Source organism: Amycolatopsis sp. NPDC041971 (assembly GCF_055588925.1).
Genome location: NZ_JBVJCE010000001.1, coordinates 336,750 through 348,943, shown reverse-complemented (window position 1 = coordinate 348,943; position 12,194 = coordinate 336,750). Strand labels below are relative to the sequence as shown.

The window sequence follows — 12,194 nt, the reverse complement described above, 5'->3', positions numbered from 1 at the left end:
CGAGATTGGGGCCGGGTCTCAGTTCGGCGACTGCATCGCTTTCTGCAGTGCTTCCAGCGCCCGGCTGGCGGTTGACTTAACGGTACCTTTCGAAATCCCGGCGGCCTCCGAGATTTCGGCCTCACTCAGCCCACCGTAGTAACGAAGGACCAAAACCTCGCGTTGGCGAGGGGGCAGTTTGGACAAAGCGCTCACCACGGCCTGATGTTCACTCGACAGCATGGCGAGGCTTTCGGCCGAACGCGCGTTGACGGCATGCGGCGCGACGTACTCGCGCGCGGTCTTGCGGCGGCGCAGCACACTGCGTGATCCGTTGACCACGGCGGTGCGCAGGTACCCGACGGCCGCGGCGGCGTCGCGCAGGCGTCCCCAGTTGCGGTGCAGCCCGGTGAACGCCTCCTGGACGACGTCTTCGGCGGTCGCCGGTTCGTCCACGAGCAGGATGGCCAGCCGGACGAGCCGCATCCGGTGCTGGCGATAGAGATCCTCAAGGGTCAGCGGTGCCGCAGGCGGCGGTGGCGCGACCGGTCCGTCCATGGTGCGCAGGTGGCCGAGGGTCACCTCGACACTGCGTTCCGCATTGCCCTCGAGCATGTACCCCTACCTGTTCATTTACCCCTTTGAAGCACAACCTGTGCGTGGCGCCAGGTCAGCGTATCGGGTGAGGTGGGACTCCTGCCTGATCGGATCCTTCAGACGCTGGGTAGCGTCTGTCGCAACCCTGTCGGAGTGACTTGGAGATGTCGATGGCCTGGTTCCTGGTGGAGATCACGTACGTGCAGGAGAAGCTGGCGGACGTGCGCCCCCGGCACCGGGAATTCCTGTCCGCCCTCGCCGACCAGGGCGTCGTCGCGCTCGGTGGCCCGCTGGGCGACGGTTCCGGTGGCATCTCGATGTACCAGGCGGCCGACGAAGCGGCGCTGCTCGAGATCATCGACAAGGATCCGTACCACCTCGAAGGTGTTGTCGCGAAGCGGTCCGTGCGCGAGTTCAAGCCGGTGATCGGCTCGTGGATCCCGAAGGAAGCCTGACAGCTCAGAGATCAAGGGTGACCGGCTCGCGTTCGACGCAGATTCGGACGCGGTCGCCGGTCACCGTCGGCAGTTCGCACGTCCCGCAGAACCCCTGACGGCACGAATAAGCGATGCCGGGCACGGTTTCGCGCAGGACGTCGAGCGTCGTCCGGTCGGCGGGCACGGCCAAAACCCTGCCACTGCGAGCCAATTCGACGCGGAACGGCTTGCCGCCGACGATCGGCGGCGTCGAAAACCGTTCGAAGAACACCGGCCCCGAAGCACGCAGCGCCGCGTCCGTGCGGACACCGACGATCATCGGAACCGGGCCGCAGCAGTAGATCGGCGCGCCTTCCGGTGCCCCTTCGAGAAGCTCGGCGCCGGAAGCGGGAACGCCGTAGTCCTTGTCCGGACGAATCCGGACGCGGTCGCCGAAGCGGGACAATTCGTCCAGAAACGGCATCGAAGCCCGGTCACGACCGGTGTAGACCAGTCGCCAGTCCGCGCCGGAAGCCGCCGCCCGCCGCACCATCGGCAGGATCGGCGTGATCCCGATGCCGCCCGCGATGAACAGGTACGCCGGGCTCGTGACGAAGGGGAAAGCGTTACGCGGGCCGCGGGCGGTGATCCGCGCGCCCTTCCTCAAGGCGTGCACCGCGGTCGATCCCTCGCCGAGCAACCGGACGCCGACGCGGTAGCCCGAGCGGTCTTCCGGGTCGCCGCACAAGGAGTACTGCCGGACCAGCCCCGGCCGCGGCGAGAGATCGATGTGCGCGCCGGGCCGCCATCGCGGCAGTGGTTCGCCGCGTTCGTGCACCAGCCGCAGCCCGGCCACGCCGTCGGCCTCGGCACGGACATCGTCGACGACCAACGGAAGATCACGGTCGACGGCGGCCACCGGTGGACGACGGCGTCCGCTCACCCCGCTGAGCCTGCGGTACAGCGCGACGACACCCGTCAGCGACGCCATCGCGCGGTCGGTACGCCCGCTGCCGTCGAGGCGCAGCGGCCGCGGCGGTGTCTTCATCGTGGTGCGTCGGCGGCCAGCGCGGCCGGAGAACTCGCGAGGTACGCGACGGCCTGATCGGTGTCGCCGGTTTCGGTCGGGTGATAGGACTTCCGGAAGTACGGCCGGATCTCGCGCCGCAACTGCTTGCCCGAGGGCAGCAGGCCGAGCTTCGCGATGCGCAGATATGTCCGGAAACTCGTCTTGCCCGGCCGCGTCGGATCGTTCTTCATGAGGAACCTGGTGCCCCGCAAGAAGACCCACGCGAGCACCGGCGTCACCACGAGCATGCTGCGCACGCGGCGGGTGTAGCGGCCGTCGAGGTGCATGAACAGGTCGAAGGCGACAGAGCGGTGCTCGACCTCCTCGGCGCCGTGCCAGCGCAGGAGGTCCAGCATCGTCGGGTCGGCGCCCGCCTTGTCGAGCGCTTCGGCGTCGAGGATCCACTGGCCGAGGAAAGCGGTGTAGTGCTCGATCGCGGCGACGATGGCGAGCCGTTCGATCAGCCATTCCTCACGCCGTCGGGCGGACAGGTCGCGGTCGCCGAGCAGGCGGCGGAACATCCACTCCATCTGCGCGATGTACGGCCGCACGGGGACACCCGCCGCTTCGAGGTGTTCCGCGGCGCCGTCGTGCGCCTCGGCGTGCATGGCCTCCTGGCCGATGAAGCCGAGAACGTCCTCCTTGAGCCGCTCGTCGCGGATCAGCGGCACGGCCTGCTTGAACACCTCGACGAACCAGCGTTCGCCCTCCGGCAGCGCCAGATGCAGCACGTTGATCGTGTGCGTCGCCTGCGGTTCGCCCGGGATCCAGTGCATCGGCAGCGACGCCCAGTCGAACTCGACGTCGCGCGCGTGCAGGACGATCTGTTCGAGGTCCGTCACGACGACCGGCCGCTGAGTTCGTAGTCGCTCGGGTCGACCTTGCGGGTTTCGAGCCAGTAGCGCCAGGTGAACCCGGGCCAGATCGTCCGGTTGACTCCCTTCGCGTCGAGGTACCAGCTCTTGCAGCCGCCCTGGGTCCACACACCCTTGACGAGTTTGTCCTGGATCTCGCGCTGGAACTTCTCTTGAACGCCGGCGCGGACGTCGATCGTGGCGGCGCCACGGGAATCGGCGAGTTCGATCGCGTCGACGACGTACCGCGCCTGCGACTCGATCATGAAGACCACGGAGTTGTGGCCCAGCGCGGTGTTCGGGCCGAGGAGGAAGAACAGGTTGGGGAAGCCGGAAACGGTGATGCCCTTGTGGGTGCGCATCCCCTCGGTGGCCCATTCCTTGGCGAGGTCACGGCCGTCGATCCCGGTGATGTCGAGGTATTCCAAGGCATCCGTGACCTTGAAACCGGTGCCGTAGATGATCGCGTCGACCTCGTGCTCGACGCCGTCGCCGTCGACGACGCTGTGTGCCTTGACCTCACGCACGCCTTCAGTGTTGACGTCCACATTGGACCGGTTGATCGCCGGGTAGTAGTCGTTGGAGATCAGCACCCGCTTGCAGCCCATGGTGTAGTCCGGGGTGACCTTCTCGCGCAGCTTCGGATCCTTGATGGCCTTGCCGATGTGGCGTTTCGCGATCATCTCGCCGGCCTTCATGATCGCGGGATGGCCGTTGAAGCCGACGGCGCGCACTTCGAGGAACCAGTAGAGCGCGTTGCGGTAGAGCCGCTGCACGCCGGGGATGCGGCGGAACGCGGTCTTGGCCCAGCCGGGCATGGCGTGGTCGGGCTTCGGCATGATCCACGGCGGCGTGCGCTGGAACAGCGTCAGCTCGTCGACCTCGGGGGCGATCTTCGGGACGAACTGGATCGCGCTGGCGCCGGTGCCGACCACGGCGACCTTCTTGCCGCGCAGGTCGTACTCGTGGTTCCACTGCGCCGAATGCCAGGTCTGGCCCTTGAACTCCTCGATCCCGGGCAGCTTGGGCACCTGCGGGATGTGCAGGCCGCCGACGCCGGAGACGACGAACTGAGCCTCGATGTCCTGGCCGGATTTGGTGTGGACGTGCCAGCGGCGCGCGGTGTCGTCCCAGGTGGCGCCGGTGAGTTCGACGCCGAACCGGATCTTGCGCCGCAGCCGGTACTTGTCGGTGACGTCCTTGAGGTACTGCAAGATCTCCGGGGCCGGCGAGAACGACCGCGACCAGTCCGGATTCTGCTCGTACGAGAACGAGTACATGTGGGACTGCACGTCGCAGGCGCAGCCGGGGTACGAGTTGTCGCGCCACGTACCGCCGACTTCGTCCGCCTTCTCCAGGATCACGTAGTCGGAGATTCCGGCTTTTTCGAGCTGGATGGCCTGGCCGAGCCCGGAAAAACCGGTGCCCACGATCACGACCTTGAATCGCTCGGTCATCTGGCAATCCTCCACTTCGAGGCGTTCGGGCCCAGATGACGTTACCTCAAGTAACAGTTACTTACTAGTACTACCTACCCGTCAGTATGTCCCGCCGAGCTTCGAGTGATCCCAGCTCGCGATCTTCGTCGGCCGGAAGATCAGCCCGATCCGCTTCGGGGCCTGCTTGCCGATGAACCCCGCGAGCTCGTCCGGAACGGGATCGCCCGGCTTCGCGCCCGCGTACCGCTGCATGAGTTTGATGCCCATCTGGGTGACCACGGCGATATCGGTGATGACCTCGACGTCGGCTTCGAGGGAGATCCCGCGGAGCTTGTCGTAGCTTTCGCCGTCCTCGATGAGCACCGTGGCGCGCGGGTCGCGCCCCAGGTTCTTCGCCTTCTGGGACGAGCCATAAGTCCAGGTCGCGACGCCCGACTCGTGCGGGTAATACCAGAGTGGCGCGAGATGCGGGCGGCCGTGGGGACCGATCGTCGCGACGTTGATGACCTTCTGCTCGTCGAGGAACGCGGCGAGTTCGTCGGGTGACATGCGGATCTGGTCGCGACGGGACATGCGGTTACCCCTTTTTCGTGGCGGCCCGGCCTGCCTGACCGGTTATCGAAGATTCGTACGCGCCGCGCTCCTTGATGTCCATGAGCGCGGCCGCGTCCGCCTTCTTGATCCGGCTCTTCGCGCCGATCTCGATGATCGGCGGCAGGAACGCGCGGATCAGTTTGAGCCCGCCGACCCAGCGGGGCACGTGCACGGTGCGGGCGCGTTTGTTGACCCCGGCCTGGAGGTGATCGAGCGCGACGGACAGCGGGTAGGTCTTTCCGAGCAGGCCGGGCATGCCGGTGCGGAGCTTGCCGAAGACGGGGTGCTGGTCCGCGCTTTCGACGAGGTCGGTGCGGATCCAGGTCGGATGCGCGACGCCGACCTTCACGCCGAGGTGCGCGACTTCGGCGCGCAAGCTGTTGCAGAACGCCTCGGCGCCGGCCTTCGCGGCGGCGTAGTTGGCCATGCCGGGCGCGTGGGTGATCGCGGCCAGCGAGGAGATCGCGAGCAGATAGCCCTTGCGGTCGATGACATGCGGAAGGGTGACGCGGAAGGTGCGCCAGACACCCAAGAGGTCGACCTCGATGACCTTCTCGAAGGCGGCCGGATCCACCGACCGGACGAAACCGGAGGTCGCGATGCCGGCGTTCGCGATGACGATGTCGATGCCACCGAAGTGCTCGACGACGCCGGCGGTGGCCCGCTCGAGGTCGTCCCAGCTGGTGACGTCGGCTTCCCAGGCGTGCGCGCTGGGGCCGATCTTGTCGGCGACCGCCTGCTGTTCCTTGGCTTCGATGCCCACCAATGCGACCTTCGCGCCCTGCGCGGCCAGGCGTTCGGCGAGCCCCGCGCCGATGCCCCTGGCGGCGCCGGTGATCAGGACGACCTTGCCGTTCACGCTGTTCTTGGCCACGTTGCCTCCTCGTCCGAGCCCTAAGGCTTTCGGACGGTACCCCAACCTACCCGGAGTAAGCTACCCACAAGTAAGTATGCGTTTCGTCCTCTGAATGCGGTAGTTGGCGGTGCGAACTACCGCATCCAGAGGACGAAACGCGGGGGTGGCTAGCGCGAGGCGGAGGTGAGGGCGTCGACCTCGGCAGGGGTGAGCGCCAGGTCGACGGCGGGCAGGAGATCGTTCAGCTGCTCGACCGAGCGGGCGCTCGCGATGGGCGCGGTGACGGTCGGCTGGGCGAACAGCCACGCGAGCGAGACGGCCGCGACCGAGACGCCGCGGGCGGCCGCGACCTCGTCGAGCGCCGAGAGCACCCGCTCACCGCGTTCGTCCAAATAGGACGAAGCGCGGGCGGCGCGGGGACTGTCGCCGAGGTCGTCCTCCGACCGGTACTTCCCGGCGAGAAAACCCTTTGCCAGCGAGAAATACGGGAGGGAAGTCAGGTTCTCGCGTTCGACCGTCGGCGCCAGGTCCCGCTCGTAGTCCCGCTCGACCAAGTTGTAATGCGGTTGCAGCGCGACGTACTTCGCCAGCCCCTCTCGGTCCGAAATGGACAGTGCCTCGCTCAGCCGTTCGGCCGAGTAGTTCGACGCCGCGACGTAGCGGACCTTGCCCGCGCGCACGAGCGCGTCGAAGGCCCGCAGCGTCTCCTCGATCGGGGTCTCCGGATCGTCGATGTGCGCGTAGTAGAGGTCGATGTGGTCGGTACGGAGCCGGCGCAGCGAGTCTTCGGCCGCCGCCGCGATGTTCGCCGCCGACAACCCCTTCCGCTCGTCCCACATGCCGGTCTTGGTCGCGATGACGACGTCGTCACGGCGGCCGCGCCGGACCAGCCAGTCGCCGATGATCGTCTCGGAGCCGCCCTTGGAGTACAGGTCGGCGGTGTCGACGAAGTTGCCGCCCGCCGCCGTGTAGGCGTCGAGGACGGCGAAGGACTGCTCCTGGTCCGCGGTCCAGCCGAAGACGTTCCCGCCGAGGTTGATCCCCTGGACATCGAGATCGGTGCTGCCGAGTTTCGCCATACCCCGAACTTAAGGGAAGACATCGGCGGAGGCAGGCGTTGGCTCGGAGCATGGGAATCGAACTCGGCAGGATCGGCATCTGGCAGCTCGAAGGCGTGCTCACCCCCGAACTCGCCCGTGAAGTGGAGAAACTCGGCTACGGCGCCATCTGGATCGGCGGTTCACCGTCGGGTGACCTCGCGAAGGCGGAGGAGCTCCTCGACGCGACGAAGACGATCAAGGTGGCCACCGGCATCGTCAACATCTGGAAGGACGACGCGACCACGGTCGCCGAGTCGTACAAACGCATCGCCGCGAAACACCCGGACCGGTTCTTGCTCGGTATCGGCGCCGGGCACCGGGAGCACACCGCGGAGTTCAAGAAGCCGTACGCCGCGCTGGTCGAGTACCTCGACGCGCTCGACACCGCCGGAGTGCCCGTCGAGGGCCGCGCGCTGGCCGCCCTCGGCCCGAAGGTGATCAAACTCGCAGGAGACCGCACAGCGGGAGCCCACCCGTACCTGATGACCCCCGAGCACACCCGCCAGGCGCGCGAGATCCTCGGCGAAGGACCGCTGCTCGCGCCCGAGCAGAAGGTCGTCCTCGAGGCCGATCCGGCGAAGGCCCGGGAGATCGGGCGGGGCACCGTCAAGTTCTACCTCGGCCTCGTCAACTACACGAACTCCCTGCGGAAACTCGGCTTCACCGACGAGGACCTGGCGGGTGAGGGCAGCGACAAGCTGGTCGACGCGCTGGCCATCCACGGCGACGCCGAGGCGGTCGCGCGCGGCGTCACCGCGCATATCGAAGCCGGGGCGGACCACGTGAACATCCAGGTACTGAACCAAGACCCCCTGCCGGTCTACCGGGCGCTCGCCGGCGTCCTCCTCTGACGCGACGGCTGTAGGCACCTCCCGGCCGACCTCGTACGATGCGGCCGAGAGGTGCACCAGCCTGCTTCGAGGAGGAGTAAACGATGCCCATCGCCACCCCCGAGGTCTACGCGGAGATGCTCGACCGGGCGAAGGCGAACGAATTCGCCTACCCGGCCATCAACGTGACCTCGTCGGAGACCCTGAACGCCGCGATCCGCGGGTTCGCCGAGGCGGAGAGCGACGGGATCATCCAGTTCTCCACCGGCGGCGCGGAGTTCGCGTCCGGCCAGAAGGTCAAGGACATGGTGACCGGTTCGGTCGCGCTCGCCGAGTTCGCCCAGGTCGTCGCCGCCAAGTACGACGTGAACGTCGCGCTGCACACCGACCACTGCCCGAAGGACAAGCTCGACGGCTTCGTCCGTCCGCTGATCGAGATCTCGGCGGAGCGGGTCAAGAACGGTCAGCACCCGCTGTTCCAGAGCCACATGTGGGACGGCTCCGCGATCGACCTCGACGAGAACCTCGAAATCGCGCAGGAACTGCTCGGCAAGGCCGCGGCCGCGAACATCATCCTCGAAGTCGAGATCGGCGTCGTCGGCGGCGAGGAAGACGGCGTCGAGGCCGAGATCAACGAGAAGCTGTACACCGCCGAGGGCGACTTCCTGAAGACGATCGACGCGCTCGGCTCCGGCGAGAACGGCCGCTACCTGCTGGCCGCGACCTTCGGCAACGTGCACGGCGTCTACAAGCCAGGCAACGTGAAGCTGCGCCCGGACGTGCTCAAGGGCGGCCAGGAGGCGGCGTCGAAGAAGCTCGGCCTCCCGGCGGGTTCGAAGCCGTTCGAGCTGGTCTTCCACGGCGGTTCCGGCTCGCTGCCCGAGGAGATCCGCGAGGCGGTGTCCTACGGCGTCGTGAAGATGAACGTCGACACGGACACGCAGTACGCCTTCACGCGTCCGATCGCGGAGCACTTCTTCAAGAACTACGACGGCGTCCTGAAGATCGATGGCGAGGTCGGCAACAAGAAGGTCTACGACCCGCGTAGCTACCTGAAGGCCGCCGAGGCCGGCATGGCCGCGCGCATCGTCGAGGCCGCTCAGTCGCTGGGTTCCGCAGGCAACAAGCTCTGACCAGTACGCATTTAGTCCTCTAAATGCGAAAGTACGTGAAGGCCCCCTTCATTGCGTCTAGCGCGATGAAGGGGGCCTTCACGTACTCAGAGCCTCAGGCGGCCGGCAGCGTCGTCTTCTCGCGGCGTTTCTCCAGCAGCGAGTTCACCGCCCGCGTCCCCGGTCCGGCGGCGGCCCACAGCGCACCGACGCCGACCAGGCAGACCGCGGCCGTCCAGTAGGCCACCGGCGGCGCCGACTCCGTATGCGCGTCGCCGAGGATCCACGGCCGGAACTGCGACTGCACCCACAGCATCCCGTAGCCGAACGCCGTCACCAGCAGCGCGCCGGCGCCCGCCGTCAGCAGCGGATGGCCTCGGCCGATGCGGAACGCCAGGTCGACGGCGAGGCCGACGGCCAGCAGGTAGAACGGCACGACCGAGATCGGGAAGCCCATCCCGAGCAGCAGTGGCCACATCACCAGGCGGTAGCCGAGGTAGGCGGCGGCGACCGTCGTCCCCGCCCAGCGGAAGCCGGTCGTGTGCCGCGCCAGCGCGAGTATCAGGGCCATCACGCCGATGCCCCAGAGCGGGTACACCCAGTCGTCGATCGGCATCGTGAAGTACTCGACGGCCACCCGGTCGACCGGATGCCCGATCTGGCCGGCGGCGAAGTTCAGCAGTTCCGGCTCGGCCTCGGGCGCGCCGCGTTCCCAGGCGCGCAGGCCGAGGATGCCGTACTCCTGCTGGCCGTTCGGGAAGAACGTGTTCTCCAGGAAGAACACCCACAGCCCGATCAGGACACCGGTGCGCGTCCGGCCGGGCTTGGCGTACTTCAGCCAGCCCATGATCACGCCGGCCTGCATGATGCCCGTGCCGATGTAGAGCATCATGTGCGACGGGCTCCACGCGGTCAGGTCGAGACCGTTGACGCGGTGGTTGATGACATCCAGCGGCGCCGCGATGAGGAACACCACGAGCCCGATCTGCATCAATCGCAGCGAACGCCGGTCGGCGCCCATCCCGGTGTAGCTGTGGATCGCCACCAGCACCATGATGATCACCGTGCCGACGGTGTTGATCAGATGCGGCGGGGCGAGGTCGTCCCGCAGCCACATGAAATGCCACGACATGTCCCACGACGAGCCCACCAGCTTGAAGGCGAACGCCGCCAGCCACATCGAGTAGCAGAAGTTCAGCACCCAGTCCGGTGTCGCCTGTCCCGGCGCGCCGCGGTGCCAGTGGAGCTGGAAGAACAGCCTCGTCTTGGCGATGGGGCCGCGGGGGATGACACCCGGCGAAAGGTCCCCGGTCACTTCTGTCGCCTTTGTCATGCAGGTCATCTTCCCTGCTCCAGGTCACGAGACGGGCATTCGGGGTCGAAAATCGGGGTTCACCCGTAGGGGTGGCGGATTTGCGGTCGGCGTGCGAAGCAGGGCAAGGTGTGCCGCCATGATGCCGAAACGACTCGTCGCGGCCGTCCTCGTCGCCGCTCTGCTGCTGGCCGGTGGGGGCATTCTCGGGAGCCTGTTCTTCTAGTCACACGCGGTCGGCACAATGGCCTGTATGACGAACCTCCTCGGCCCACAGCCGACGCATCTCCCCGAGCACACCGCCGCGCAGGCTGCGCTGGACGCCGGGACCGACCCGACCGCCGTCGCCGCCGAGCACCCCGACTACAGCGAAGCGTGGGCCGCCCTCGCCGAGAAGGCCTTCGAAGCCGGCGAGACCGTCGCCGCGTACGCGTACGCCCGAACCGGCTATCACCGCGGCCTCGACCAGCTCCGCCGCGCGGGCTGGAAGGGCCACGGGCCGGTGCCGTGGTCGCACCGTCCGAACCAGGGCTTCCTGCGTGCCCTCGCCGTCCTCGGCAAGGCCGCCGGCAAGATCGGCGAGACCGAGGAGTACGACCGCTGCCGGACGTTCCTGAGCGACTCGGACCCCGCCGCCGCGGAAGCCACCGGTCTCAAGTAGCGCGCTATGAACGGTCCGTTCCTTGCAAAATTTGCAAGGAACGGACCGTTCATTGCACTTGATGCCCTCTAGAACAGCCCGCAGTTACCCACGGCCGGCAGCCCCGCGAAGCGCCCCTCAAGCCAAGCGAAGGCCTCCGGGAAAGCCCGGATGGCCCCGCCCACGTGCGTAGGAACCAGCGAAGTCGAGAACTGCACCTTCGCGCCCTTCGCACACCACGAGCGCGCCATGGTCCGCCCCTGCACGTAGGGCACGATGTCGTCGAGAGCGCTGTGGACGACCAGCGTCGGCGCACCCGGCTTCCGCGCCCCGATGAGCTGTTCGCCGACTCGCGTCTTGTATGGCTCTTCGCCGAGGTATGCGGTCAGCGGCCTGCCGTCCTTGGTCAGGTCCTTCGATTGGGTGAAGGCGTGCGCGAAGATCGCGTCCACCGTGCACTCCTGCTTGACCTTCTCGAACGCTTCGACGCCCTTGGCGTTCAGCAGGGCCGGGATGTTCAGCTCTGGATACGCCGCGTCCATGCTGACCAGCGTGAACCCGAGGAATCCGAAGGCGTAGTGCCCGTCGATGTTCTTGCCGACTTCGGCCAGGTCGGCCGGGACGGCGCCCGCGTACGAGCCCTTCAGCTTGAGTTCGGGTGCGTACGATGGCTGCAATTCGGCGGCCGACGCCGACGCGCCGCCGCCTTGCGAGTAGCCCGCGGTCGCGACGGGGCCGCTGTCCGGCAGGTTCGCTTCGGGCAGGCGCTGCGCCGCGCGGATCGAGTCGAGCACGGCGTTGCCTTCGGCGACGCGGTTGACGTACGTGTGGACGCCAGGGGTTCCGAGGCCTTCGTAGTCGGTGACGACGACGCCGTAGCCGCGAAGCAGCAGTCCGGCGATGAAGGGGCCTTCGTACTCCGTGCCCGCCGCAAGGGCTTTCGACGGCGCGCACTGGTCGCCGACACCCTGCGTCCCGGCCGCGTAGCCGATGAGCGGCCGCTCGCCCGCGCCGGTCCACGCCTTCTTCGGGGTGAGGACGGTGCCGGTCACGGCGTTGGCTTTGCCGTGGGTGTCGGTGCTGCGGTACATGATCCGCTGGACGTCCGCGTCGGCCTTGATGAGTTTCACGGGATCGACGTAGAAGAAGGACGGTTCGTGCCGGATGATGTCGCCGGGAGCACCCGCGGGCAGTGGCGACGGGGGGTCGTAGAAGGACGGGGCGGCGTTGGCCTGCTGTGCCCCGAAGGTCAGCAGGGCCGCGATGGTGGCCGCTGAGACGGCGGCGGACACACCGCGCCGGGATCCTGAACGCATGCTTGCTCCTCGTTGAGCACAAACATTTTCGACAGAGGTGTCGAAAAAGAGAGTCAGTGAGGTGGCGCACAATGTCAAGT

13 protein-coding genes are annotated in these 12,194 nt (G+C 67.4%); 4 read left to right on the top strand and 9 right to left on the bottom strand.

Annotation, left to right across the window (positions count from 1 at the left end):
• Positions 1-18: 18 nt before the first annotated feature.
• A complete protein-coding gene (locus ACZ6DT_RS01745; protein ID WP_465587122.1) occupies positions 19-594 on the bottom strand; it encodes a SigE family RNA polymerase sigma factor in 576 nt (191 codons plus the stop codon).
• Between the two features lie 152 nt (positions 595-746).
• Here ACZ6DT_RS01745 and ACZ6DT_RS01740 point away from each other — a divergent pair, with 152 nt between their 5' ends.
• On the top strand, positions 747-1,031 hold the full coding sequence (locus ACZ6DT_RS01740) for a YciI family protein (protein WP_465587120.1): 285 nt from the start codon (positions 747-749) through the stop codon (positions 1,029-1,031).
• A gap of 4 nt (positions 1,032-1,035) precedes the next feature.
• On the opposite strand, the gene ACZ6DT_RS01735 is transcribed toward ACZ6DT_RS01740, so the two are convergent.
• The 6 genes from ACZ6DT_RS01735 to ACZ6DT_RS01710 all read right to left on the bottom strand — a co-directional run bounded on the left by ACZ6DT_RS01735 (position 1,036) and on the right by ACZ6DT_RS01710 (position 6,883).
• The gene (locus tag ACZ6DT_RS01735) at positions 1,036-2,040 is read right to left on the bottom strand and encodes a PDR/VanB family oxidoreductase (RefSeq protein WP_465587117.1); all 1,005 of its coding nucleotides are present in this window, start codon (positions 2,038-2,040) and stop codon (positions 1,036-1,038) included.
• Complete coding sequence (locus ACZ6DT_RS01730; protein WP_465587115.1) at positions 2,037-2,903, bottom strand: metal-dependent hydrolase; 867 nt, start codon at positions 2,901-2,903, stop codon at positions 2,037-2,039. The genes ACZ6DT_RS01735 and ACZ6DT_RS01730 overlap by 4 nt, the downstream gene beginning before the upstream one ends.
• Positions 2,900-4,372 carry a flavin-containing monooxygenase gene (locus ACZ6DT_RS01725; protein WP_465587112.1) on the bottom strand — a complete coding sequence of 491 codons (1,473 nt, stop codon included), beginning with the start codon at positions 4,370-4,372 and terminating at the stop codon, positions 2,900-2,902. The genes ACZ6DT_RS01730 and ACZ6DT_RS01725 overlap by 4 nt, the downstream gene beginning before the upstream one ends.
• A gap of 81 nt (positions 4,373-4,453) precedes the next feature.
• Complete coding sequence (locus ACZ6DT_RS01720; protein WP_465587109.1) at positions 4,454-4,927, bottom strand: pyridoxamine 5'-phosphate oxidase family protein; 474 nt, start codon at positions 4,925-4,927, stop codon at positions 4,454-4,456.
• Between the two features lie 4 nt (positions 4,928-4,931).
• A complete protein-coding gene (locus ACZ6DT_RS01715; protein WP_465587107.1) occupies positions 4,932-5,822 on the bottom strand; it encodes a short-chain dehydrogenase/reductase in 891 nt (296 codons plus the stop codon).
• A gap of 149 nt (positions 5,823-5,971) precedes the next feature.
• Positions 5,972-6,883, bottom strand: coding sequence for an aldo/keto reductase (locus ACZ6DT_RS01710; protein WP_465587105.1), 912 nt, complete (start codon positions 6,881-6,883; stop codon positions 5,972-5,974).
• Positions 6,884-6,933: 50 nt separating this feature from the next.
• Between ACZ6DT_RS01710 and ACZ6DT_RS01705 the strand changes: the two genes are divergently transcribed.
• Together ACZ6DT_RS01705 and fbaA are read left to right on the top strand one after the other, a co-directional pair.
• A complete protein-coding gene (locus ACZ6DT_RS01705) occupies positions 6,934-7,755 on the top strand; it encodes an LLM class F420-dependent oxidoreductase (RefSeq protein ID WP_465587103.1) in 822 nt (273 codons plus the stop codon).
• A gap of 83 nt (positions 7,756-7,838) precedes the next feature.
• Positions 7,839-8,867 carry a class II fructose-bisphosphate aldolase gene (gene fbaA, locus ACZ6DT_RS01700; RefSeq protein ID WP_465587101.1) on the top strand — a complete coding sequence of 343 codons (1,029 nt, stop codon included), beginning with the start codon at positions 7,839-7,841 and terminating at the stop codon, positions 8,865-8,867.
• A 94-nt stretch (positions 8,868-8,961) separates the two neighbouring features.
• On the opposite strand, the gene ACZ6DT_RS01695 is transcribed toward fbaA, so the two are convergent.
• On the bottom strand, positions 8,962-10,179 hold the full coding sequence (locus ACZ6DT_RS01695) for a hypothetical protein (protein WP_465587098.1): 1,218 nt from the start codon (positions 10,177-10,179) through the stop codon (positions 8,962-8,964).
• A 232-nt stretch (positions 10,180-10,411) separates the two neighbouring features.
• Between ACZ6DT_RS01695 and ACZ6DT_RS01690 the strand changes: the two genes are divergently transcribed.
• Positions 10,412-10,819, top strand: a complete 408-nt coding sequence (locus ACZ6DT_RS01690; RefSeq protein ID WP_465587095.1) for a DUF3151 domain-containing protein — start codon at positions 10,412-10,414, stop codon at positions 10,817-10,819.
• A 68-nt stretch (positions 10,820-10,887) separates the two neighbouring features.
• Here the strand turns inward: ACZ6DT_RS01690 and ACZ6DT_RS01685 are convergent, their stop codons facing one another.
• Positions 10,888-12,114 carry a lipase family protein gene (locus ACZ6DT_RS01685; RefSeq protein WP_465587092.1) on the bottom strand — a complete coding sequence of 409 codons (1,227 nt, stop codon included), beginning with the start codon at positions 12,112-12,114 and terminating at the stop codon, positions 10,888-10,890.
• Between the last annotated feature and the right edge of the window lie 80 nt (positions 12,115-12,194).

Excerpts from the sequence above, each read along its gene's own strand:
- ACZ6DT_RS01745 (WP_465587122.1), bottom strand. The coding sequence starts at position 594 with ATGCTCGAGGGCAATGCGGAACGCAGTGTCGAGGTGACCCTCGGCCAC.
- ACZ6DT_RS01740 (WP_465587120.1), top strand. The coding sequence starts at position 747 with ATGGCCTGGTTCCTGGTGGAGATCACGTACGTGCAGGAGAAGCTGGCG.
- ACZ6DT_RS01735 (WP_465587117.1), bottom strand. The coding sequence starts at position 2,040 with ATGAAGACACCGCCGCGGCCGCTGCGCCTCGACGGCAGCGGGCGTACC.
- ACZ6DT_RS01725 (WP_465587112.1), bottom strand. The coding sequence starts at position 4,372 with ATGACCGAGCGATTCAAGGTCGTGATCGTGGGCACCGGTTTTTCCGGG.
- ACZ6DT_RS01720 (WP_465587109.1), bottom strand. The coding sequence starts at position 4,927 with ATGTCCCGTCGCGACCAGATCCGCATGTCACCCGACGAACTCGCCGCG.
- ACZ6DT_RS01710 (WP_465587105.1), bottom strand. The coding sequence starts at position 6,883 with ATGGCGAAACTCGGCAGCACCGATCTCGATGTCCAGGGGATCAACCTC.
- ACZ6DT_RS01705 (WP_465587103.1), top strand. The coding sequence starts at position 6,934 with ATGGGAATCGAACTCGGCAGGATCGGCATCTGGCAGCTCGAAGGCGTG.
- fbaA (WP_465587101.1), top strand. The coding sequence starts at position 7,839 with ATGCCCATCGCCACCCCCGAGGTCTACGCGGAGATGCTCGACCGGGCG.
- ACZ6DT_RS01695 (WP_465587098.1), bottom strand. The coding sequence starts at position 10,179 with ATGACAAAGGCGACAGAAGTGACCGGGGACCTTTCGCCGGGTGTCATC.
- ACZ6DT_RS01690 (WP_465587095.1), top strand. The coding sequence starts at position 10,412 with ATGACGAACCTCCTCGGCCCACAGCCGACGCATCTCCCCGAGCACACC.
- ACZ6DT_RS01685 (WP_465587092.1), bottom strand. The coding sequence starts at position 12,114 with ATGCGTTCAGGATCCCGGCGCGGTGTGTCCGCCGCCGTCTCAGCGGCC.